Source organism: Carnobacterium sp. (assembly GCF_045617425.1).
Classification (GTDB): Bacteria; Bacillota; Bacilli; order Lactobacillales; family Carnobacteriaceae; genus Carnobacterium_B.
Genome location: NZ_JAZLIO010000015.1, coordinates 316605 through 339423, shown reverse-complemented (window position 1 = coordinate 339423; position 22819 = coordinate 316605). Strand labels below are relative to the sequence as shown.

Here is a 22819-nt window from a genome sequence, read left to right as displayed (position 1 = left end):
CCGTTTATTTTAAATAAAGTTAGTGAAAAAATATACAATTTTTTTTAGAACAAGGAGTATGCTGAATGAAAAAAAATAAGATAATGAAAGTAATGATTTCCCTACTAGCGATATTATTCTTGCTTATTGGTTGTGGAAATAATGAAGACACAAAAGAGCGTACGCTAGCTAAAAAACCCTTTGAGCGAACAGAATTTTTGATGGGGACCGTTGTGAAAGTTACCATCTATAATCAAGACAAACAAGAAGCGTTAGACGCGGCTTTTAATCGAATCGAGGAGCTAGCGGGTTTGATTACAGTTGATGAAGGAAACGAGAACTCGGAGATTGAAAAAATTAATGAACAAGCTGGTATCGAACCAGTTAAAGTATCGGATGATTTATACTATTTAGTGCAGGCAGCATATGATTACAGTGAAAGTACTGCAGGTAGTTTTGATTTGACAGTCGGTCCCATTACTGAACTATGGCATATTGGTTTTGATGATGCTAGAAAACCAGAACAATCTGAAATTGATGAAACGTTGAACTTGGTAGATTACTCAAAGGTAAAGTTTGATGAGGAAGCTCAGACCGTCTATTTGTCAGAAGAAGGTATGCGCTTAGATTTAGGAGCGATTGCGAAAGGTTTTATCACAGATGAAGTAGTAAAGGTGTTAAAAGAACATGAAGTGAATACTGCGATTATTGATTTAGGCGGAAACGTTTATGTTATGGGAGATAGTGCAAGAGGTGAAGGCGCAGCTTGGAATGTTGGGATTCAAGATCCGTTTGAAACGCGTGGAACGATTATAGGATCTTTAGCCTTGAGTGACAGGTCAATCGTTACTTCAGGTATTTATGAACGGTTTCTTGAAGTTGACGGAGTGAATTACCATCACTTGATGAATCCGGAAACAGGATATCCATTTGATAATGAGTTGGCAGGAGTCAGTGTGATCACTAAAAAATCAATCGACGGCGACGGACTATCAACTTCGCTCTTTTCTAAAGGTTTAAAAGAGGGATTAGAATACGTGAATGCATTAGAAGATGTTGATGCAATATTTGTAACAAAAGATAAAGAGGTTTATGTGTCAGATGGGTTAAAAGAATCCTTTAAATTAACAAATGATGCATTTACATTAAAATAAAAATCAAAGAGGGATAATGATGTCGATAAAGACCTTTTTTACATTAGTAGAGATTCAGACAAAGTTAGCAAGTCTGTTTCCTTTTTTATTAGGAACATTATTTACAGCTTATTATTTTAACGCATTTAACTTTTTTAATACGCTTCTGTTCTTTGTAGCGATGTTGATTTTTGATATGGCAACAACAGCTATCAATAATTTGATGGATTATCAAAAAGCTAAAGATAAAGGCTATCGAGATGAAGTAAATATTATCGGACAAGAAAAACTTTCAGAAAAACTCGTTATTCGTCTCATTATCGGAATGGTGATTATTGCAATGCTACTAGGGTTTTGGCTAGTTTATAGAACCAATATCGTATTATTAATATTAGGAGCCCTTTGTTTCTTTATTGGGATTTTTTATACTTTTGGGCCGGTTCCTATTTCGAGAATGCCCTTAGGAGAACCTATCTCAGGTTTGACTATGGGTTTTGGTATCTTTTTTATTGCAGCTTTTGTGAATGTTAGAAACTTTAATTTATTAAGTTTAGTGTTTAAAGGCCAATTATTTCTATTAGAAGGAAATATGGTGTCTGTTCTGGTATTATTCTTTGTGTCGTTACCAACGGTATTCTTGATAGCCAATATCATGCTGGCAAACAATACCTGTGATTTAGAACAAGATATCCTTAACCACAGATACACATTACCGTTTTATATTGGTAAAAAGCGAGCTATTCAATTGTTTAATGCATTGGTCTACATGAGCTATGTAGTAATTGTTTTAGCTGTTTTATTGGGTTTATTACATCCTATTTTATTACTTTTATTAATAACCCTTATACCTATGAGAAAAAATTTAGCTGCATACAACAACAAGCAAGTTAAGTCAGAAACGTTTGTCATTGCTATAAAAAACATCATTTTATTTAGTGCCAGCGAGGTTGTGCTGTTAGCGATAAGTTTAGTATTTAAATAAAATTTAAAAAGAGGAATTGACATGTTTCAAGAGTGATGGTAAATTTAGTAAGATGTCATTCGTCCGTACAATAGAGAGAATAGGTGAAAAAATGAGTGGAAAAAAAACATCTTTAGCTTGTTCTGTTTGTGGATCTAGAAATTATTCTAAAAAAGTAAATGAAGGAAATCGCACAGAACGCTTAGAAGTAAAAAAATTCTGTAAATACTGCAATCAACATACATTGCATCGTGAAACGAAGTAAGAAAAAGAAGTCTTGATACCAATTTGGAGGGAATAAACATGAAGAAAATAAAAAACTTTTTTGGCGGTGTACGTCAAGAAATCAAAACAGTCACATGGCCTACTGGTAAAGAACTTAGAAAATATACATTGACTGTTTTTGTCGTCTGTCTATTATTTGTTCTTTTCTTTGCGGTTGTTGACTTTGGAATAGATGCCCTCTTAGATTTGATTTTATAAAATGTCTGATAAATAAACCACTGGCATGAAGCTCTGCATGATGGTATAATGAACTCATGAATAAATGCACAAAACCTTCTTTAAAAGTAAATGAAGGTTTTTTTGTATGTTTAAAAACAGATGAGCCAACTAGCCAATATCGAAAATAACATAAGAACAAAAATTGAAGAGGAGTGATACGCGTGGAAGAAATAGAAAGTGCGAAACAGTGGTATGTGCTACACACATATTCTGGATATGAAAATAAAGTGAAACAAAATATCGAGTCTAGAGCAAATAGTATGGGTATGGGGGATTACATTTTCCGAGTAGTTATCCCTGAAGAAGAAGAAAAAGAAGTGAAAAACGGTAAAGAAAAAACAAATATGAAAAAAACATTTCCAGGATATGTTTTAGTTGAAATGATCATGTCTGATGATTCTTGGTACGTTGTTCGTAACACACCAGGTGTGACTGGGTTTGTGGGTTCTCATGGAGCAGGTAGTAAACCGGCGCCACTTTTAAATTCTGAAATAGAAGTTATTTTACGTCGTATCGGAATGAGTGCTCGTCATCAAGAAATCAACTTTGAAGTTGGCGAAACCGTAACGATTATTGAAGGTGCATTTAGTGGACTTACAGGTAAAATTACTGAAATTGAATTAGAAAAAGCAAAACTTAAAGTGAATGTTGAAATGTTTGGTCGTGAAACAAGTACTGAATTAGACTTTGAGCAAGCAGATAAACTTTAAATTAATAAGCATCATAAAATAGAGTGGAAAAGAGTTAAGACAAAGTAAGTTGTCTTAACTCTTTTTTTGTCGATTTGAATCTCGAAAGCATTCATGATACGTTGTTAATGGCTATGAAAAATCGATGACCAACTCTCAAAAGAGGAGGCCTTAAGATTACAATATATGCAAATTAGCGATTGATTTATTGAATTCTGAAAAGTATAGGAGTACTTATTGTATATAAGGTTGTCGGTTATACTAATGAATTACGAGTAAGTTAATGTTCTTATCCGTGCTTAACGTAAGGATGCTAAGCACTGGAAATTAGCCGAATAAAAAAGTGAAATGCTTTTAATATAAATGGAGGAAAATATGATAAATGTAAAATCAATTGGAATCATTTTAGGGTTATCTACTGTGTTAGCGTTAGGTGGATGTGCGGATGGTAACGAATCAGAAAATAGTATAAATGAGACGGTAAGCGAACAAGTGAGTTATACTATTACGGGTATTGAACCTGGAGCGGGAATAACTGGAATGGCACATCAAACCTTAGATGGGTATGAGAATCTAGCAGGCTGGGAACTTGAAGAAAGTTCGACTGGTGGAATGTTAACGTTGTTAGATAAAGCCATCGCGAATGAAGAACCTATTATTTTCACTGGATGGGCCCCGCACTGGATGTTTTCGGAATATAATTTAAAATACTTAGAAGATCCAGAAGTAACTATGGGGGATATTGAGAGTATTCATACTATTGCAAGAGTAGATTTCAAAGCAGAAATGCCTAATGCCTACAAAATTCTTGATGCGTTTCAGTGGGAAGTAGAAGATATGGAAGCTGTAATGTTTGAAGCACAAGAAAGTTCTTTTGAAGAGTCTGCGGCGAACTGGATAGAAGCGAATAAAGATAAAGTGGATATGTGGATTGAAGGTACTGAAAAAGTAGATGGGGAAAAAATCGAACTTGTATCAACGCCGTGGGATACTGAACGAGCGTCTAGTCTTGTGGCGAAAGCTGTATTAGAAGGGCAAGGATATGATGTCACTGTAACAGATGTTGATCCTGCAGTTTTGTTTGAAGCAATTGCAAACGGATCAGCAGATGTATCGCTTGCGCCATGGTTGCCAACAACACATGCCTCTTTTTATGAAAAGCACAAGGATAATATCGTTGATTTAGGTGAGAACTTAACGGGTGCTAAAAATGGGTTAGTGGTTCCTAGCTATATGGATATTGACTCTATTGAAGAATTAGAACCAAAAGAATAGGAAAAAAAGCAAGACTCGATCCGTTTAGTTAATTAAGCGGATCGAGTCTTTTTTTGTTAGGGAATCTTATAGGGAATCTTAAATGAATAGTTTACTTCTCCGGTAATGCCTTCTCTAGAATAACTGCGTTCGATAAATGTAACATTGTTCTTGTGATCAACTAATAAAACAGTTGTGGAGACTGTTCCGTATTCTGGAGTCTTGATAAAAATTGGAGGAGTTTCTTGTTCTAGATGTAAAGAAGTGGTGTCAGTAAATGAGGCGTCTTTTCCTGGTAGTAAGCTGGTGTCCATAAAAGCTGTAAGCAAGTCGTTTGGGTCAAGGGCTATACTTTTTAAATGAAGTTGTTGAAGATGAGATTTTACTTTTAACACTTTTGGCCATGGATCATTCAAACTAGCGTTGCTCAAACCGTGTATCCCGGTTTTAAGAAAGTTCGTTTGATTCATATGATTATTAAAATGCCAAAGGTGGTCGATGTCGCCTAGTAACAAGTTGAAACCTGCGTAGTCTAAGTGTTTATCTTGCAAATGGGATAAAAAGTCTGGTGCAGATTGAGTAGTCGTTAGATAATCACTCACGATTTGGCCTCTTGAAACAGGATTTTCGGGAACGCTGACAGCAGAATCGTAGCTATTCGTTAATGCTGCAAAGCGGCCTTCTTTCGTAATGCCTAACCAAGTCCCCATTTGTAACAAATCTCTACCGGCTAAAACTTGTGGATGGTCCTTCCAAAAACAAGCAGATGCAGTCGGACGTGTGTATGCCTCGTCCCGGTTAGCAACCAGAACCATTTTGTAGAGGGAATGTTCGTGAAGTTGAAGGGCAATCAGGCACATAATAGATTCACCTACTTTATTTACAATTATACGCTAAAGAGTGGGTTAAGAAAAACAACCAGCCTATGTTATAATAAGAAAAAATGAAATAAGCAGGTGATGAGTAATGAAAGAACTTATTCTAGTACTGGCAGCTATTGTAAATGAGGTACACGATATTCTCAACCAGTTGTTTGGGATGAGTATGACGGATAAAGCCTTGCATTTTTGGGTTATGGGTATTATCGGTATTCTGCTTTTTTTAGGGGTTTATCTTGTTATTAAGGTTATTGAAAAAATGAAATTTAGTGCTACGATCCTTTCGTTTGTTTTTACGTTTACAGTGATGACTGTATTAGTCTTTGCTATTGAAATCCAACAAGCTATTACGAATAGAGGGAATATGGAATTTGCAGATGCTGCGATGGGTTTGTGGGGATTTGTTGTCTTTTTCGCTATTTATGCCATTGTAATGGGTGTGTTGTATAGTGTGTATACTCGTATTAAAAAAAGGAAAAAGGCGAAGAAGACTGCCCAAGTTCCGATAGAAGAAAAAAGAGAGTCGATTTCGAACGAACCAGCAGAGGAACCAACTGTTTACCGTTCTCGAATGAAAAAGACAAACAAGTTTAAAAAGTAGTTGCAAAACAGTTTTATGAATGGTATAGTATTTTGGTACGTTTTACGTATGCGTCAAATGTGGGAGGGGAAATATTAACCCCATTAACCACATCACGGACTCAATCAAGGAGGTATGTCACGTGGCTAAAAAAGTAGTTAAATTAGTTAAATTGCAAATTCCTGCGGGGAAAGCAACTCCAGCTCCACCGGTAGGTCCAGCTTTAGGACAAGCACAAATCAATATCATGGGATTCTGTAAAGAATTCAATGCTCGTACTGCTGAACTAAACGGATTAATCACTCCCGTTGTTATTTCTGTATATGAAGATCGTTCATTTACATTTATTACAAAAACTCCACCTGCTGCTGTTTTACTTAAAAAAGCTGCTGGTGTTGAATCTGGTTCTGGTGAACCAAACACTAAAAAAGTTGCAAAAGTAACTCGCGACCAAGTTAGAGAAATTGCTGAAACAAAAATGGCTGATTTAAACGCATCTGACGTTGATTCTGCTATGTTAATGATCGAAGGTACTGCACGAAGCATGGGATTCACCGTAGAAGGTTAATTCTGTATTCCGCTTCTCAGTATCCCTTATGCGTAATAGCATAAGGATTAAGTGGGAGGTAAAACCGTTATAACCACAATCAAGGAGGAAAAAATTATGGCTAAAAAAAGTAAACAATATTTAGCAGCGGCTGAAAAAGTTGATGTTTTAAAAGCTTATTCTTTAGAAGAAGCTGTAGCATTAATTAAAGACGTTGACTACGCTAAATTTGATGCAACTGTAGAAGTTGCTTATAGACTTGGCGTTGACCCTAAGAAAGCTGATCAACAAATTCGTGGAGCAGTTGTTCTTCCAAATGGAACAGGGAAAACTCAAAAAGTATTAGTATTTGCTAAAGGTGAAAAAGCTAAAGAAGCTGAAGCTGCTGGAGCAGATTACGTAGGAGAAGCTGAATTAGTTCAAAAAATCAATGGCGGATGGTTTGATTTCGACGTTGTTGTTGCAACTCCAGACATGATGGCTGAAGTTGGTCGTCTTGGACGTGTTTTAGGACCTAAAGGCCTAATGCCAAACCCTAAAACAGGTACTGTTACAATGGATGTTACTAAAGCAATCAATGAAATTAAAGCTGGTAAAGTTACTTACCGTGTTGACAAAGCAGGAAATGTTCATGCTCCAATCGGTAAAGTATCATTTGACAATGCTAAATTAGTTGAAAACTTCAGAACAATCAACGATACAATGTTAAGAGTTAAACCTTCAACTGCTAAAGGCGAATACATCAAGAACATTACAGTAACTACTACTTTTGGACCTGGTGTTAAAGTTGATGCAGGATCGTTTTAATAAATAACTATTAAAAGTCTTGACCTAGACGATGGAAATTGTTAAAATCGTCTAGGTTGAGAAATATTACCGAAGACAGTAGGTGGCTGATGCCTTAATTTCCTGCCGAGGATGAATATGTGAAAACATACAATTATCCCTCTATGTCTAAGGTGACATAGAGTTTTTTGCGTTTTATGAGCTTGTAGTTCGTGAAAAACAAAAAATTCTAGCCAATCGATCAGGAGGTGAAAAATTAATGAGTCAAGCAGCAATCGCAAAAAAACAAGAACTAGTTGATTTAGCATCAACTAAATTTAAAGAAGCAGCTTCAGTAGTTGTAATGGACTACCGTGGATTAACTGTTGAAGAAGTGACTAATTTACGTAAACAATTACGTGAGGCAGGAATTCAAATGAAAGTTATCAAAAATTCAGTTTTAAGCCGTGCAGCAGAAGCAGCAGGTTTAGAAGGAATGGACGATGTTTTCAAAGGACCTACAGCTATTGCATTCAGTAATGATGACGTTGTAGCACCTGCAAAAATTATCGCTGAATTTGCTAAAGAAGCAGCGGCATTGGAAATCAAAGGTGGCGTAATTGAAGGACGAGTTTCTTCAGCTACTGAGATCAATGCTCTTGCAACATTACCAGACCGCGATGGTTTGTTGTCAATGTTGTTATCTGTACTTCAAGCACCAGTTCGCAATACTGCACTTGCTATCAAAGCAGTTGCAGAATCAAAAGAAGAAGTAGCTTAATTAAGCCGATTTTTCTTGAAAATAAAGCAAGTTGAAACAAAAAAAACTAACCAATAATGGAGGAAACCAACAATGGCATTAAACATTGAACAAATCGTTGCTGACTTGAAAGAATCAACGATTTTAGAATTAAACGGCTTAGTAAAAGCAATCGAAGAAGAATTTGGCGTAACTGCAGCAGCTCCAGTAGCAGCAGCAGGAGCTGGAGAATCAGCAGCAGCTGAACAAACTGAATTTACAGTAGAATTAACTTCTGCTGGAGACTCAAAAATTAAAGTTATCAAAGCTGTACGTGAAGCTACAGGTCTTGGCTTGAAAGAAGCTAAAGGATTAGTTGATGGAGCACCAGCAGCAATCAAAGAAAACATTTCTAAAGAAGATGCTGAAGCTTTGAAAGAAGCTTTGGAAGCAGCTGGAGCTTCTGTAGAAGTTAAATAATTTTAACTCTACTAAGCTTTAGGAGAAGACACGCAGTTTTGCTGCGTGTCTTTTTTCTCTTTATTAACTTATTCTAGAAGTTAAAATAAAGATACATTAAGGAGGGACGCACATGTCAGATCATTATTTTACAAATAATCCAAAAATTGCCAGTGAAACCGCTGCTTGGACATATACACTACGTGGCAATGAGTTTAAATTTGTCACAGATACAGGAGTGTTTTCGAAAAAAACAGTGGACTTCGGTTCTCGACTACTGATAGAAACGCTTGATTTTTCAAAAATGACTAGTGGTGATATTTTAGATGTAGGGTGCGGATATGGCCCGATTGGTTTAGCATTAGCTAAAGAAGATCCAGAACGCAAAGTGGAAATGGTTGATGTAAATGAGCGAGCGTTAGGATTAGCTAAGCAAAATGCATCAAATAACCGATTATCCAATGTATTGATCCATACCTCGGATGTCTATGAGTCTGTAGAAGGTGAAGAGTTTGCGGCAATTGTTAGCAATCCCCCTATTCGTGCTGGAAAAAAGGTGGTACATGGTATTTTAACAGGTGCTTTTGATTTGCTTAAAAAAGACGGTACTTTAACAATAGTGATTCAAAAGAAACAAGGTGCGCCGAGTGCGCAAGCGAAAATGGAAGAAAAATTTGGCAATGCTAAAGTAATCGTCAAAGATAAAGGCTATTGGATTATCCAAAGTTTCAAAGAGGAATAAAATTAAGAAATCTCCTTGACTTACACACGCAAATAATGTAAAATAATCTAATGCATATAGTGTGTCTTAAAGAAGAAAAATTTGTTCTGAAATATTGTCCAGAGCAGATTTGAAGAGGAAAACAAAAGAAATGGATTTTTATTTTAAAAGTTCACGAATCTTTTGGTTTTTTTTTGTCAAAAAATAGGCAAACTTTCAACATGTTACTTATTTTTAATAAATGTAACATGAATGAAATGTATTGATTTGTTTGAAGTGACCACACTAAAAACAGTTTGAGGGGTGAACAGGTTGGCAGGCCATTTAGTAAATTACGGTAAGCACCGTACACGTAGAAGTTTTTCACGTATCCATGAGGTTTTAGAGCTTCCAAATTTAATTGAAATTCAAACTGATTCTTACCAATGGTTCTTAGATGAAGGATTACGTGAAATGTTTAAGGACATTTCTCCAATCGATGACTTTGCTGGAAATCTATCATTAGAATTCACAGATTACCAATTGCAAGAACCTAAATATACCGTTGAAGAAGCTCGGTCACATGACGCAAACTATTCAGCACCGATTTATGTTAAGTTACGTTTGATCAACAAAGAAAGCGGAGAAGTGAAAGAACAAGAAGTCTTCTTCGGTGATTTCCCACTAATGACAGAAATGGGAACTTTTGTTATCAACGGAGCAGAACGAGTAATCGTATCTCAATTAGTCCGTTCACCTGGTGTTTATTTCCATGGTAAATTGGATAAAAATGGTAAAGAAGGTTTCGGCTCAACGCTTATCCCAAACCGTGGAGCATGGCTTGAATTCGAAACTGACGCAAAAGACCTTTCTTATGTTCGTATAGACCGTACACGTAAAATACCATTGACTGTATTGGTTCGTGCATTAGGATTTGGATCAGATGATCAAATTCTTGAAATCTTTGGAGATAACGAAAGTCTTCGTTTAACAATGGAAAAAGATTTGCATAAAAATGCTGGAGATTCACGTACAGAAGAAGCATTGAAAGATGTTTATGAACGTCTACGTCCAGGTGAACCTAAAACAGCTGACAGCTCAAGAAGCTTGTTAACAGCGCGCTTTTTCGATCCAAAACGTTACGACTTAGCAAATGTTGGTCGTTACAAAGTCAACAAAAAATTAAACTTAGTAACACGTTTGTTCAACCAAACATTAGCTGAAACATTAGTTGATCCTGAAACAGGCGAAATTATTGTTGAGTCAGGTACATTTTTAGACCGTGATCAAATTGATAAATTAACACCTTATCTAAATGACGGTTTAAACAGTGTTACGTATTATCCATCAGAAGACAGTGTCGTTCCAGAACCTGTAGAATTACAAGTTGTAAAAGTCTTTTCTCAAAGAGACCCAGAACGTGTTGTAAATATGATTGGAAATAAAGTAATCGCAGACGAAACTAAAAATGCAACACCAGCAGATATTTTAGCTTCTATGAGTTATTTCTTTAACTTACAAGAAGGTATCGGTAACGTAGATGACATTGACCATTTAGGAAACCGTCGTATTCGTTCAGTAGGTGAATTGTTGCAAAATCAATTCCGTATTGGGTTATCTCGTATGGAACGTGTGGTTCGTGAACGTATGTCTATCCAAGATATGGCTACCGTTACACCACAACAATTGATCAATATTCGTCCGGTTGTAGCATCGATCAAAGAATTCTTTGGTTCTTCTCAATTGTCTCAATTTATGGACCAAACAAACCCATTAGGTGAGTTAACACATAAACGTCGTCTATCTGCATTAGGACCCGGTGGTTTAACTAGGGACCGTGCTGGATATGAAGTTCGTGACGTGCATTACTCCCATTATGGCCGTATGTGTCCGATTGAAACACCAGAAGGTCCAAACATTGGATTGATCAACAGTCTATCAAGTTATGCTAAAGTAAATAAATTTGGTTTCATTGAAACTCCTTATCGTCGTGTGAATCGCGAAACAGGTCTTGTTACGGATCAAATTGATTACCTAACAGCCGATGAAGAAGATAACTATGTTGTTGCCCAAGCAAATGCTCCATTAAATGAAGACGGCACATTTGCAAATGATATTGTACTAGCTCGTTATGTAGAAGAAAACTTAGAAGTTCCTATTAGTCGCGTTGATTATATGGATGTTTCTCCTAAGCAAGTAGTAGCAGTTGCGACAGCTTGTATTCCTTTCTTGGAAAATGATGATAGTAACCGTGCTCTTATGGGAGCAAACATGCAACGTCAAGCTGTTCCGTTGATCCACCCTCAAGGTCCACTTGTAGGAACTGGTATGGAACACGTAGCTGCTCGAGATTCAGGAGCTGCATTGATTTGCAAAAATGATGGTATCGTTGAATACGTAGATGCAGATCAAATTCGTGTACGTCAAGAAAACGGGGCTTTAAATAAATACGCTATAACAAAATTCCGTCGTTCAAATTCAGGTACTTGTTACAACCAACGCCCAATCGTAGAAAAAGGCGACCGAGTAGAAAAAGGCGAAATCTTAGCAGATGGTTCTTCTATGGAAAATGGTGAAATGGCATTAGGACAAAACCCATTAGTAGCCTTCATGACATGGGAAGGGTACAACTATGAGGATGCCATTATCATGAGTGAACGTTTAGTTAAAGATGATGTATACACTTCTATTCATATTGAAGAATTTGAATCAGAAGCACGTGATACAAAACTTGGACCTGAAGAAATTACTCGTGAACTTCCAAACGTTGGAGACGACGCTTTGAAAGATCTAGACGAAATGGGAATTATCCGTATTGGTGCTGAAGTAAAAGACGGCGACTTGTTAGTTGGTAAAGTAACTCCTAAAGGGGTAACAGAATTATCAGCTGAAGAACGTCTATTGCATGCAATCTTTGGTGAAAAAGCTCGTGAAGTTAGAGATACTTCTCTTCGTGTGCCGCATGGTGGCGGCGGAACAGTTCATGATGTGAAAATCTTTACTCGTGAAGCTGGGGATGAATTATCACCAGGTGTAAATATGTTAGTTCGTGTTTACATTGTTCAAAAACGTAAAATCAACGAAGGGGATAAAATGGCCGGACGTCATGGTAACAAAGGGGTTGTCTCTTTAATCATGCCGGAAGAAGATATGCCATTTATGCCTGACGGAACACCAGTTGACATCATGTTGAATCCGTTAGGGGTTCCATCACGTATGAATATTGGACAAGTATTAGAATTACACATTGGTATGGCTGCTCGTCAATTGGGTATCCATATTGCAACACCAGTATTTGACGGAGCTTCCGATGAAGATGTATGGGATACCGTTAGAGAAGCTGGAATGGCTGCTGATGCAAAAACTGTTTTATACGATGGTCGTACAGGTGAACCGTTTGACAACCGTATTTCAGTTGGAGTTATGTACATGATTAAATTGGCCCACATGGTCGATGATAAATTACATGCTCGTTCAACAGGACCTTACTCATTAGTTACACAACAACCATTGGGTGGTAAAGCTCAATTCGGTGGACAACGTTTTGGAGAGATGGAAGTTTGGGCTCTTGAAGCATATGGGGCAGCTTATACGTTACAAGAAATCTTAACTTACAAATCCGATGATGTTGTTGGTCGTGTGAAAACATACGAAGCAATCGTCAAAGGCGAAAAAATTCCAAAACCAGGTGTTCCAGAATCATTCCGCGTATTAGTAAAAGAACTACAATCATTAGGTTTAGACATGAAAGTGTTAAATGAAAATGATGAAGCGATTGAACTACGCGATATGGATGACGATGATGACATCGTGAACCCGGATGCGTTAAACAAATATGCTGAAGAGCAAGAAAAAATCCGCGCTGAAGCAGCTGAACAAGAACGGTTAAAAGAAGACTAAGACTGGTATCCTTGACTGGCCTTTAAGTGAATGTTACTTAATTGGTCTTTCGAGCATCCATTTTAAGGACATCCAACAAATGACAACCAAAGATAGATACCACTATCTATAAATAAAACAATAGAGCAGGTAGGGCAGCTCACAAAAATAAAGGGAGGTTAGCCCCTTGATAGACGTTAATAATTTTGAAAGCATGCAAATTGGTTTGGCTTCTCCAGATAAAATCCGTAGTTGGTCTTATGGTGAAGTGAAAAAACCTGAAACCATTAACTACCGTACCTTAAAACCTGAACGTGATGGTTTGTTCTGTGAACGTATTTTTGGTCCTTCAAAAGACTGGGAATGTGCTTGTGGAAAATACAAACGTATTCGTTATAAAGGAATTGTTTGTGACCGTTGTGGAGTAGAAGTTACACGCTCAAAAGTACGTCGTGAACGTATGGGTCATATTGAATTAGCAGCACCAGTTTCTCATATTTGGTACTTCAAAGGTATTCCAAGTCGTATGGGTCTTGTATTAGATATGAGTCCTCGTGCTCTTGAAGAAATCATTTACTTCGCTTCATATGTAGTAACTGAACCAGGAAGTACACCATTAGAAAAGAAACAATTGTTAACTGAAAGAGAGTACCGTGAAAAACGTGAACAATACGGCAATGAATTCAATGCTGAAATGGGAGCAGAAGCGGTTAAACAACTCTTGAATGATGTTAAATTGGATCAAGAAGTGGACGAATTAAAAGAAGTCTTAAAAACAACTACTGGTCAAAAACGGACACGTGCGATTCGTCGTTTAGACATTTTAGAAGCATTCCGTAATTCTGGTAACCAACCTTCATGGATGGTTATGGATGTTGTTCCTATTATTCCACCAGAAATTCGCCCAATGGTTCAATTAGAAGGTGGACGTTTCGCTACAAGTGATTTAAATGACTTGTACCGTCGTGTAATCAACCGTAACAACCGTTTGAAACGTTTATTAGATTTAAATGCGCCGAATATTATTGTGCAAAATGAAAAACGTATGCTACAAGAAGCAGTAGATGCATTAATCGATAATGGTCGTCGTGGCCGTCCAGTTACTGGACCAGGTAACCGTCCATTGAAATCATTGTCACACATGCTTAAAGGGAAACAAGGTCGTTTCCGTCAAAACTTACTAGGTAAACGTGTCGATTATTCAGGACGTTCAGTTATTGTTGTTGGACCATTCTTGAAAATGTATCAATGTGGTTTACCAAAACAAATGGCTATTGAATTGTTCAAACCGTTTGTAATGAAAGAATTAGTTGAACGCGACATCGCAAGCAATATTAAAAATGCTAAACGTAAAATTGATCGTCAAGATGACGCTATTTGGCCAATTTTAGAAGAAGTGATTCGTGAACATCCAGTACTATTGAACCGGGCACCTACTTTACACAGATTAGGGATTCAAGCATTTGAACCTGTTCTTGTTGAAGGTAAAGCTATCCGTCTTCACCCATTAGTGTGTGAAGCTTATAATGCCGATTTTGATGGTGACCAAATGGCTGTCCATGTACCGTTAAGTGACGAAGCACAAGCTGAAGCTCGTATGTTGATGCTGGCTGCACAAAACATCTTGAATCCAAAAGATGGTAAACCAGTTGTAACACCTTCTCAAGATATGGTCTTAGGTAACTACTACCTGACTATGGAAGAAGAAGGACGTGAAGGCGAAGGAATGCAATTTAGTAGTTTGAATGAAGCAATGCTTGCTTACCAAAGCGGATACGTTCATTTGCACTCTAGAATCGCAATCAAACCAACTGATATTCCAAACAAACCATTTACTGAATGGCAAAAAGAGAAATTAATGATTACGACCGTTGGTAAATTGATCTTTAACGATATCATGCCAAATGAATTCCCGTATATGAATGAACCAACACAAAGCAACTTGGAAGTTCAAACTCCAGACAGCTATTTTGTTGAACCGGGTATAGACGTTCTTGCACATATTCAAGCGCAAGAATTAGTTAAACCATTCAAGAAGAAAAACCTTGGAAATATCATTGCTGAAGTATTCAAACGATTCAAAATTACTGAAACGTCTAAAATGCTAGACAGAATGAAAGATTTAGGATACAAATATTCTACTAAAGCTGGTATTACAGTTGGTATCGCTGATATCGTAGTATTAGAAGAAAAACAAGAAATTCTGGATAATGCTCATTTACAAGTTGAAAAAGTAACGAAACAATTCCGTCGTGGTTTAATTACGGATGAAGAACGTTATGAACGTGTTATTGATATCTGGAACAAAACAAAAGACCTAATTCAAATCAAGTTAATGGAAAGTTTGAATGACCTTAACCCAATCTTTATGATGAGTGACTCTGGTGCCCGTGGTAACATTTCCAACTTTACTCAGCTTGCTGGTATGCGTGGATTGATGGCTGCACCGAATGGTCAAATCATGGAATTGCCGGTTACATCTAACTTCCGTGAAGGATTGTCTGTCTTAGAGATGTTTATCTCTACCCATGGAGCTCGTAAAGGGATGACCGATACAGCCTTGAAAACAGCTGACTCAGGTTACTTGACTCGTCGTTTAGTTGACGTTGCACAAGATGTTATCATTCGTGAAACAGACTGTGGTTCTGACCGTGGACTAGTGATTTATGCAATCAAAGAAGGAAATGAAGTTATTGAACCGCTTGAAGAACGTTTACTAGGACGTTACACTCGCAAAACAGTCTTTAACCCTGAAGATGGAACAGTGATTATTGGCGAAAACCAAATCATTACTGAAGACATTGCCAGAGAAATTATTGCTGTTGGTATCGAAGAAGTAACGATCCGTTCCGTATTTACATGTAATACGAAACATGGTGTGTGTAAACATTGTTATGGCCGTAACTTAGCAACAGGTTCTGAGGTTGAAGTTGGAGAAGCAGTTGGAACAATTGCCGCTCAATCAATCGGAGAGCCCGGTACTCAATTAACAATGCGTACGTTCCATACAGGTGGAGTTGCCGGAGATGATATTACTCAAGGGCTTCCTCGTATTCAAGAAATTTTTGAAGCTCGTCACCCTAAAGGTCAAGCTGTGATTACTGAAGTTACTGGGGAAATCATCTCAATTGATGAAAATCCAGCAGCTCGTACAAAAGAAGTTACGATCAAGGGAGAAACGGATACTCGTTCTTATCAAGTTCCGTTTACTGCGCGTATGAGAGTTGCAGAAGGAGATATTATTCACCGTGGTGAAGCATTAGACCAAGGTTCAATTGATCCTAAAGAATTGTTGCGTGTTCGTGATGTGCTTGCAGTTGAAAACTACTTGTTACGTGAAGTACAAAAAGTATACCGTATGCAAGGGGTAGAAATTGGCGACAAACATATCGAAGTTATGGTACGTCAAATGTTACGTAAAGTACGCGTAATGGATCCAGGTGAAACAGATATTTTACCAGGTACATTAATTGACATTCATGACTACACAGATAAAAACTTTGAAACATTGGTATCTGGCGGAATTCCTGCAACAGCTCGTCCTGTATTGCTTGGAATTACAAAAGCTTCCCTTGAAACAAATAGTTTCTTATCTGCTGCATCATTCCAAGAAACAACACGTGTCTTAACGGATGCTGCGATTCGTGGAAAACGTGATCCTTTATTAGGATTGAAAGAAAATGTTATCATTGGTAAAGTAATTCCAGCTGGTACTGGAATGGCTAAATACCGTAAAATGAAGCCTAAAGGTGTTGGCGTTGTAAGTGAAAATGTTTACAGCATCAATGATCAAGTGGAACCTAAATAACATGAAAAAGAGCTCTTCATATTTATATGAGGAGCTTTTTTTTGTACTCTTTTGTAGGATATGAGAGGAGCAAATAGTTTAGGATTTTTTTAAGATATGTTAAGGTGAATAATGAAAAGAACTAGACACCATAATTTGAAGGAGTGATTTTAGTGGCAAACACACAAGCAAAATTACCAGAAATTCAAACGGGACTTTATATCAACGGGCAATGGGTCGAAGGATCACTAGAAAAAAAAGCAGTCAACAATCCAGCAACTAAAGAAGAACTAATACAAGTTTCTCAAGGTGGAGAAACTGAAACGTTAAAAGCGATTCAAGCAGCTAAAGAAGCTTTTCCAAAATGGTCAGGTATGGAACTGGCGGATCGTGTGGAACTTATCCATGCAATTGCCGATAAGATTGAAGAAAAAGCAGATCAATTAGCCTTGATTATGACCCTGGAACAAGGGAAACCAGTAAAAGAAGCTAAAGGAGAAATCCTGACTAATATTCAAAATCTTCATTGGAATGCAGAAGAAGCGCGACGTATTTATGGAGAAACGATACCTGCTCCTAATCAACACAAATATGAAGTGAAAAAGCAACCGGTTGGCGTCATTGGAGCAATCACTCCATGGAACTTTCCGTCAAATATGATTGTACGGAAAATCGCTCCAGCTATTGCAGCGGGATGTACCGTCATTCTAAAACCTGCAAGCAGTACACCATTATCAGCTATTGCGATTTTTGAAATTTTCCACGAAGTTGGCTTGCCAGCAGGAGTAGCCAATCTCGTTATCGGGCCATCAAAAGAAATTGGAAAGACACTAACCGATAGTGATGATGTGCGAAAATTAACCTTTACAGGTTCAACTGAAGTAGGGAAGATGCTCTATGAACAATCTGCTCAAACAATGAAGAAAATTTCGTTTGAATTAGGAGGTCATGCTCCGTTCATCATTTTTGACGACGCAGATATTGATCAAGCGGTAGATGGGCTTGTTGCTATGAAGTTTAGAAACAATGGGCAAGCGTGTACATCTCCGAATCGTATTTTTGTGAGTAAAGCCGTTAAAAAAGAATTTGTTAAAAAGTTAGAAGCGGCCGTTGGAAAAGTAACGGTCGGTAATGGTTTAACGGATGTCATGGTAGGGCCACTTATCAACGGAGAGGCAATCGAAACAATTCAAGCTCAAGTCGACGATGCAAAAACTAAAGGAGCTACTGTGCTTGCAGGAGGCGAAAGACTCACTGAGGGAGACTACGCTAATGGTTACTTTTATGCGCCGACGATCTTAGATGGAGTGACCACCGAGATGGATATCTTCTATGAAGAAACATTCGGTCCGGTTATTCCGTTGATTGATTTTGAAGATGAGGATGAAGTCATCACAATGGCGAACGATAGCATCTTTGGTTTAGCATCTTACTTCTTTACGTCTGACTTAAAACGAGCTGAAAAGGTCAGTGAAGCTTTAGAATATGGGTTAGTTGGTGTCAATAATACAGCTATTTCGACTTCTGAGGCACCATTTGGCGGAGTGAAACACTCAGGAGTTGGCCGTGAAAATGGAAGTTATGGTATACAAGAATTTTTAGAAGTGAAATTTGTTCATACAAAATATTTAGATTAGGAACATAAAAAGCTGAGGCATTGTCCTCAGCTTTTTTTTAGTTCTCTATCAAATGGAATGGACGGATTTGATTGAATCCTATATAGGGTCACAAGCAATAAGCAATGAAAGTTCCTAAAAAAATAAAAGGAGCAAATGGAATCGGGTAGTTGTAAGGAATTTTTTTACTGAACAGTAAGGGAAGGTATACAAGAATAGCGGACATAGATGCAATAAGAAGGGCAACTATACTTGAGTGATAGCCCAGTAATAAAGCAATAATTCCTAATAACTTCACATCTCCACCACCTATAGGAGTAGAAGAGAAGTGATAAACAAAGTAAAAGAAACCAAAAAAACCTAATCCACTAAAGATATAAAAACTAATCGGGTAGGGGTGAATAATCAAGCGGCCTAAAAAGACCCATAAAAAAAATAAAGTCATTAATTTATTTGGCAAAAGTTGGTAATAACTATCAGAAATTATAAAGATGAGGCCGAAAGCAACAACTCCTGTAATAAATAATCCTTCTACTCGGAAAGATAGATAAGTAGAAAAGATAAACAGGAAAACAAATCCCATAAAAATTTCCGCTAACGGATAAAGAATAGAAATCTTTTGTTGGCAATCACGGCATCTTCCTTTTTGGATAAGGTAAGATAAAATAGGAATCAATTCAAAAATAGATAAGGTATGATGACAATTTGTACAATGAGAGCGAGGAAAAACAATGGATTGATGAATTGGGACCCTCGTTCCTATGACCATCAAAAATGATCCCAAACAACACCCTGTAAACCAGATCAGTAAAGACAAGCTACTTATCAGCATTTTTTTCACCTCAAATGAACGACTTATAATAAATATATGTTAATTAAGAAAGAAAGCTTTAAAAAAATAATGAGGAGGAGTATACTAGTAAAAGTGCCAAAGAGATAAAAAAACTTTTTGCATTTTCAACTCAACTTGTTGACAATAAAATTAGACCATGTTATGATTCAAAAGGTGCTTTTGTACGCAGATTCCTGTCTATCAGTCGTGCTGACTGGTACATTGGCCTTAAACTATACAGACTGGTTGGTTGCAGTTTTGCAGCACTTATTTTTTTGCTGAAAAAAGAACCGCCTGGATGTGTGGACTAGAATAATAACATAGGGAAGGAGGAAACAATCGATGCCTACTATTAATCAATTAGTACGTAAACCTCGTAAATCAAAAATTGAAAAGTCTGAATCTCCGGCTTTAAACAGAGGTTACAACAGCAAAAGAAAAAAACAAACAACAGTAAACTCACCTCAAAAACGTGGTGTTTGTACTCGTGTGGGAACTATGACTCCTAAAAAACCTAACTCAGCGTTACGTAAATATGCACGTGTTCGTTTGTCTAACTTAATTGAAGTAACTGCTTATATCCCAGGTGAAGGTCACAACTTGCAAGAACATAGTGTGGTTCTTTTACGTGGAGGACGAGTGAAAGATTTACCAGGAGTTCGTTACCACATCGTTCGTGGAGCTTTAGATACTGCTGGTGTTGCAGATCGTAAACAAAGCCGTTCTAAATACGGAACTAAACGCCCTAAATAATAAGCTTATTGCTTAAATGAAATAAAAAAACTATTCTAAAAAGATAATTATTATCGAAAGGAGGAATTTGGATGCCTCGTAAAGGTCCTATTACTAAACGTGATGTTTTACCTGATCCACTTTATAATTCTAAACTTGTAACTCGTTTGATCAACCGTATCATGGTTGACGGAAAACGTGGGAAAGCTGCTACAATTCTTTATAATGCATTTGACATGATTAAAGAACAAACTGGCAACGAACCTATTGAAGTATTTGAACAAGCAATGAAAAATATCATGCCTGTTCTTGAAGTTAAAGCTCGCCGTGTTGGGGGTTCTAACTACCAAGTTCCAATCGAAGTTCGTCCAGAACGTCGTACGGCTCTTGCTCTTCGTTGGTTAGTAAGCTACTCTCGTCTACGTGGAGAAGATACTATGGAACAACGTCTTGCTAAAGAAATCATGGATGCTGCTAACAATACTGGAGCAGCAGTTAAAAAACGTGAAGACACTCATAAAATGGCTGAAGCAAATAAAGCTTTTGCTCATTACCGTTGGTAAGATTTTTTCTAGAGAAGGCTTTGGTGCACTTGTGCACCTTAGCCTTTAAAGGAAGAATTGAAGTTTCTTAGTTCAAATTAAATTAAGAGAGGTGTTATTGCAAGATGGCAAAAAGAGAATTTTCTCTAGAGAATACCCGTAATATTGGAATCATGGCTCATATTGATGCTGGTAAAACAACAACAACTGAACGTGTTCTGTATTATACTGGTAAAATCCATAAAATTGGTGAAACCCATGAGGGTGCTTCACAAATGGACTGGATGGAACAAGAACAAGAACGTGGTATTACAATTACATCAGCTGCAACAACAGCTGCTTGGCATGATCACCGCGTAAACATCATCGATACTCCTGGTCACGTTGACTTCACTGTTGAAGTAGAACGTTCTCTACGTGTTTTAGATGGTGCTGTTGCTTTACTTGATGCACAATCAGGTGTTGAGCCTCAAACTGAAACAGTTTGGCGTCAAGCAACAACTTACGGCGTACCTCGTATTGTATTTGTAAATAAAATGGATAAAACAGGTGCAGATTTCTTGTATTCTGTTGGTACTATTCTTGACCGTCTACAAGCAAACGCTCATCCGATTCAATTGCCAATTGGTGCTGAAGATAACTTCACAGGTATCATTGACTTGATCAAGATGAAAGCTGAAATGTATACAAATGACTTAGGAACAGATATCCGTGAGGAAGACATTCCTGAAGAATACGTTGAATTAGCAGAAGAATGGCGTACAAAATTAGTTGAAGCAGTAGCAGATACAGATGAAGCTTTAATGGAGAAATATCTTGAAGGTGAAGAGATCTCTGAAGCTGAATTGAAAAAAGCTATCCGTACTGCAACAGTTAACGTTGAATTCTACCCAGTTTTATGTGGTTCAGCATTTAAAAACAAAGGTGTTCAATTAATGCTTGATGCAGTCGTTGACTACCTACCGTCACCACTTGATGTACCTGCAATCCAAGGAATCTTACCTGATTCTGAAGAAACTGTAGAACGTCATGCTGATGACAGCGAACCATTCTCAGCATTGGCATTTAAAGTTATGACTGACCCGTACGTAGGTCGTTTAACTTTCTTCCGTGTTTATTCTGGTACGTTACAAGCAGGATCTTATGTACAAAACTCAACTAAAGGAAAACGTGAACGTGTAGGTCGTATCTTGCAAATGCATGCGAACTCTCGTAGCGAAATTCCTGAAGTGTTTGCTGGCGATATTGCAGCAGCTGTCGGATTGAAAAATACGACTACTGGGGATACTTTGTGTGATGAAAAAAGTCAAGTAATCTTAGAATCAATGGACTTCCCAGAACCAGTTATCCAAGTAGCTATTGAACCAAAATCAAAAGCTGACCAAGATAAAATGGGTGTTGCGTTACAAAAACTTGCTGAAGAAGATCCAACTTTCCGTGCTGAAACTGACCACGAAACTGGCGAAACAATTATTGCTGGTATGGGTGAGTTACACTTGGACATCATTGTTGACCGTATGAGACGTGAATTCAATGTTGAAGCTAGTGTTGGTGCTCCACAAGTTTCTTATCGTGAAACATTCCGTGGTTCTACTCAAGCAGAAGGTAAATTCGTTCGTCAATCAGGTGGTAAAGGTCAATACGGTCACGTATGGATCGAATTCTCTCCTAATGAAGAAGGAAAAGGTTTTGACTTTGAGGATGCAATCGTTGGTGGTACTGTTCCTCGTGAATATATCCCAGCAGTTAAAGCTGGTTTGGAAGCTTCATTAGACAACGGAGTTCTTGCTGGATATCCATTAGTTGATATTAAAGCAAAACTTTATGATGGTTCATACCATGATGTCGATTCAAATGAAACTGCCTTTAAAGTTGCTGCTTCAATGGCATTGAAAAATGCTGCTAAAAAAGCAAATCCAGTTATCTTAGAGCCTATGATGGGCGTTGAAATTACAATTCCTGAAGATTATTTAGGAGACGTAATGGGACACATCTCTGCTCGTCGTGGACGTATCGAAGGTTCTGAAGCTCGTGGAAATACTACTATCGTTAAAGGTATGATTCCATTGGCTGAAATGTTCGGTTATGCAACTGCATTACGTTCAGCAACACAAGGTCGCGGTACTTTCTCAATGACATTTGATCATTATGAAGATGTACCAAAATCTATTTCTGAAGAAATTATCAAGAAAAATGGCGGATCAGCAAACTAATCTTAATTTGCTCTCCAACGTTAAGTATTG

Annotated in this window: 20 protein-coding genes and 1 other annotated feature; of the genes, 18 read left to right on the top strand and 2 right to left on the bottom strand. The window is 37.5% G+C overall.

Going from position 1 to position 22819, the window contains the following annotated elements:
• Positions 1-65 precede the first annotated feature (65 nt).
• The 6 genes from ACKI3H_RS09160 (at position 66) to ACKI3H_RS09135 (ending at position 4541) form a co-directional block, all read left to right on the top strand.
• Positions 66-1133, top strand: a complete 1068-nt coding sequence (locus tag ACKI3H_RS09160; protein ID WP_407371938.1) for an FAD:protein FMN transferase — start codon at positions 66-68, stop codon at positions 1131-1133.
• A gap of 19 nt (positions 1134-1152) precedes the next feature.
• Positions 1153-2094: a 1,4-dihydroxy-2-naphthoate polyprenyltransferase gene (gene menA / locus ACKI3H_RS09155; RefSeq protein WP_407371937.1), complete on the top strand. Its 942-nt coding sequence runs from the start codon at positions 1153-1155 to the stop codon at positions 2092-2094.
• Between the two features lie 91 nt (positions 2095-2185).
• Positions 2186-2338, top strand: a complete 153-nt coding sequence (rpmG, locus tag ACKI3H_RS09150) for a 50S ribosomal protein L33 (protein WP_013712055.1) — start codon at positions 2186-2188, stop codon at positions 2336-2338.
• Positions 2339-2376: 38 nt separating this feature from the next.
• Entirely contained in the window at positions 2377-2556 is a 180-nt protein-coding gene (secE, locus tag ACKI3H_RS09145; RefSeq protein WP_407371936.1) for a preprotein translocase subunit SecE, read from the top strand.
• A 191-nt stretch (positions 2557-2747) separates the two neighbouring features.
• Complete coding sequence (gene nusG / locus ACKI3H_RS09140) at positions 2748-3287, top strand: transcription termination/antitermination protein NusG (RefSeq protein ID WP_407371964.1); 540 nt, start codon at positions 2748-2750, stop codon at positions 3285-3287.
• 354 nt (positions 3288-3641) lie between these two features.
• Positions 3642-4541: a glycine betaine ABC transporter substrate-binding protein gene (locus ACKI3H_RS09135; RefSeq protein WP_407371935.1), complete on the top strand. Its 900-nt coding sequence runs from the start codon at positions 3642-3644 to the stop codon at positions 4539-4541.
• 56 nt (positions 4542-4597) lie between these two features.
• Here the strand turns inward: ACKI3H_RS09135 and ACKI3H_RS09130 are convergent, their stop codons facing one another.
• Positions 4598-5380, bottom strand: a complete 783-nt coding sequence (locus ACKI3H_RS09130; protein ID WP_407371934.1) for an NRDE family protein — start codon at positions 5378-5380, stop codon at positions 4598-4600.
• Positions 5381-5486: 106 nt separating this feature from the next.
• Here ACKI3H_RS09130 and ACKI3H_RS09125 point away from each other — a divergent pair, with 106 nt between their 5' ends.
• The 9 genes from ACKI3H_RS09125 (at position 5487) to ACKI3H_RS09085 (ending at position 18491) form a co-directional block, all read left to right on the top strand.
• Positions 5487-5999: a hypothetical protein gene (locus tag ACKI3H_RS09125; protein ID WP_407371933.1), complete on the top strand. Its 513-nt coding sequence runs from the start codon at positions 5487-5489 to the stop codon at positions 5997-5999.
• A 121-nt stretch (positions 6000-6120) separates the two neighbouring features.
• Positions 6121-6546 (top strand): 50S ribosomal protein L11, encoded by a 426-nt coding sequence (rplK, locus tag ACKI3H_RS09120; RefSeq protein WP_013712049.1) that lies wholly within the window; start codon positions 6121-6123, stop codon positions 6544-6546.
• 96 nt (positions 6547-6642) lie between these two features.
• Positions 6643-7332, top strand: a complete 690-nt coding sequence (gene rplA, locus ACKI3H_RS09115; RefSeq protein ID WP_035020893.1) for a 50S ribosomal protein L1 — start codon at positions 6643-6645, stop codon at positions 7330-7332.
• A 51-nt stretch (positions 7333-7383) separates the two neighbouring features.
• Positions 7384-7511, top strand: a sequence feature (ribosomal protein L10 leader region).
• A gap of 59 nt (positions 7512-7570) precedes the next feature.
• Positions 7571-8071, top strand: coding sequence for a 50S ribosomal protein L10 (gene rplJ / locus ACKI3H_RS09110; RefSeq protein ID WP_407371932.1), 501 nt, complete (start codon positions 7571-7573; stop codon positions 8069-8071).
• Positions 8072-8143: 72 nt separating this feature from the next.
• The gene (gene rplL / locus ACKI3H_RS09105) at positions 8144-8509 is read left to right on the top strand and encodes a 50S ribosomal protein L7/L12 (RefSeq protein ID WP_407371931.1); all 366 of its coding nucleotides are present in this window, start codon (positions 8144-8146) and stop codon (positions 8507-8509) included.
• 112 nt (positions 8510-8621) lie between these two features.
• The gene (locus tag ACKI3H_RS09100) at positions 8622-9230 is read left to right on the top strand and encodes a class I SAM-dependent methyltransferase (protein ID WP_407371930.1); all 609 of its coding nucleotides are present in this window, start codon (positions 8622-8624) and stop codon (positions 9228-9230) included.
• Positions 9231-9521: 291 nt separating this feature from the next.
• Positions 9522-13088 (top strand): DNA-directed RNA polymerase subunit beta, encoded by a 3567-nt coding sequence (gene rpoB / locus ACKI3H_RS09095; protein WP_407371929.1) that lies wholly within the window; start codon positions 9522-9524, stop codon positions 13086-13088.
• A 166-nt stretch (positions 13089-13254) separates the two neighbouring features.
• Positions 13255-16875 carry a DNA-directed RNA polymerase subunit beta' gene (gene rpoC / locus ACKI3H_RS09090; RefSeq protein WP_407371928.1) on the top strand — a complete coding sequence of 1207 codons (3621 nt, stop codon included), beginning with the start codon at positions 13255-13257 and terminating at the stop codon, positions 16873-16875.
• 152 nt (positions 16876-17027) lie between these two features.
• Positions 17028-18491 carry an NAD-dependent succinate-semialdehyde dehydrogenase gene (locus ACKI3H_RS09085; protein ID WP_407371927.1) on the top strand — a complete coding sequence of 488 codons (1464 nt, stop codon included), beginning with the start codon at positions 17028-17030 and terminating at the stop codon, positions 18489-18491.
• Between the two features lie 88 nt (positions 18492-18579).
• Here ACKI3H_RS09085 and ACKI3H_RS09080 read toward each other — a convergent pair whose 3' ends face one another.
• Positions 18580-19302 carry a prepilin peptidase gene (locus ACKI3H_RS09080; RefSeq protein WP_407371926.1) on the bottom strand — a complete coding sequence of 241 codons (723 nt, stop codon included), beginning with the start codon at positions 19300-19302 and terminating at the stop codon, positions 18580-18582.
• Between the two features lie 342 nt (positions 19303-19644).
• On the opposite strand from ACKI3H_RS09080, the gene rpsL reads away from it, so the two are divergent.
• From rpsL to fusA, 3 genes are all read left to right on the top strand, one after another.
• Entirely contained in the window at positions 19645-20055 is a 411-nt protein-coding gene (gene rpsL, locus ACKI3H_RS09075; RefSeq protein ID WP_013712040.1) for a 30S ribosomal protein S12, read from the top strand.
• 71 nt (positions 20056-20126) lie between these two features.
• On the top strand, positions 20127-20597 hold the full coding sequence (rpsG, locus tag ACKI3H_RS09070; protein ID WP_013712039.1) for a 30S ribosomal protein S7: 471 nt from the start codon (positions 20127-20129) through the stop codon (positions 20595-20597).
• Between the two features lie 104 nt (positions 20598-20701).
• A complete protein-coding gene (gene fusA, locus ACKI3H_RS09065; protein ID WP_407371925.1) occupies positions 20702-22789 on the top strand; it encodes an elongation factor G in 2088 nt (695 codons plus the stop codon).
• The last annotated feature ends 30 nt before the right edge of the window (positions 22790-22819 follow it).

Bases quoted from the DNA above. Each gene is read 5' to 3' on its own strand.
- ACKI3H_RS09160 (WP_407371938.1), top strand. From the start codon at position 66: ATGAAAAAAAATAAGATAATGAAAGTAATGATTTCCCTACTAGCGATA.
- menA (WP_407371937.1), top strand. From the start codon at position 1,153: ATGTCGATAAAGACCTTTTTTACATTAGTAGAGATTCAGACAAAGTTA.
- rpmG (WP_013712055.1), top strand. From the start codon at position 2,186: ATGAGTGGAAAAAAAACATCTTTAGCTTGTTCTGTTTGTGGATCTAGA.
- secE (WP_407371936.1), top strand. From the start codon at position 2,377: ATGAAGAAAATAAAAAACTTTTTTGGCGGTGTACGTCAAGAAATCAAA.
- ACKI3H_RS09135 (WP_407371935.1), top strand. From the start codon at position 3,642: ATGATAAATGTAAAATCAATTGGAATCATTTTAGGGTTATCTACTGTG.
- ACKI3H_RS09130 (WP_407371934.1), bottom strand. From the start codon at position 5,380: ATGTGCCTGATTGCCCTTCAACTTCACGAACATTCCCTCTACAAAATG.
- ACKI3H_RS09125 (WP_407371933.1), top strand. From the start codon at position 5,487: ATGAAAGAACTTATTCTAGTACTGGCAGCTATTGTAAATGAGGTACAC.
- rplA (WP_035020893.1), top strand. From the start codon at position 6,643: ATGGCTAAAAAAAGTAAACAATATTTAGCAGCGGCTGAAAAAGTTGAT.
- rplJ (WP_407371932.1), top strand. From the start codon at position 7,571: ATGAGTCAAGCAGCAATCGCAAAAAAACAAGAACTAGTTGATTTAGCA.
- rplL (WP_407371931.1), top strand. From the start codon at position 8,144: ATGGCATTAAACATTGAACAAATCGTTGCTGACTTGAAAGAATCAACG.
- ACKI3H_RS09100 (WP_407371930.1), top strand. From the start codon at position 8,622: ATGTCAGATCATTATTTTACAAATAATCCAAAAATTGCCAGTGAAACC.
- ACKI3H_RS09080 (WP_407371926.1), bottom strand. From the start codon at position 19,302: ATGCTGATAAGTAGCTTGTCTTTACTGATCTGGTTTACAGGGTGTTGT.
- rpsL (WP_013712040.1), top strand. From the start codon at position 19,645: ATGCCTACTATTAATCAATTAGTACGTAAACCTCGTAAATCAAAAATT.
- rpsG (WP_013712039.1), top strand. From the start codon at position 20,127: ATGCCTCGTAAAGGTCCTATTACTAAACGTGATGTTTTACCTGATCCA.
- fusA (WP_407371925.1), top strand. From the start codon at position 20,702: ATGGCAAAAAGAGAATTTTCTCTAGAGAATACCCGTAATATTGGAATC.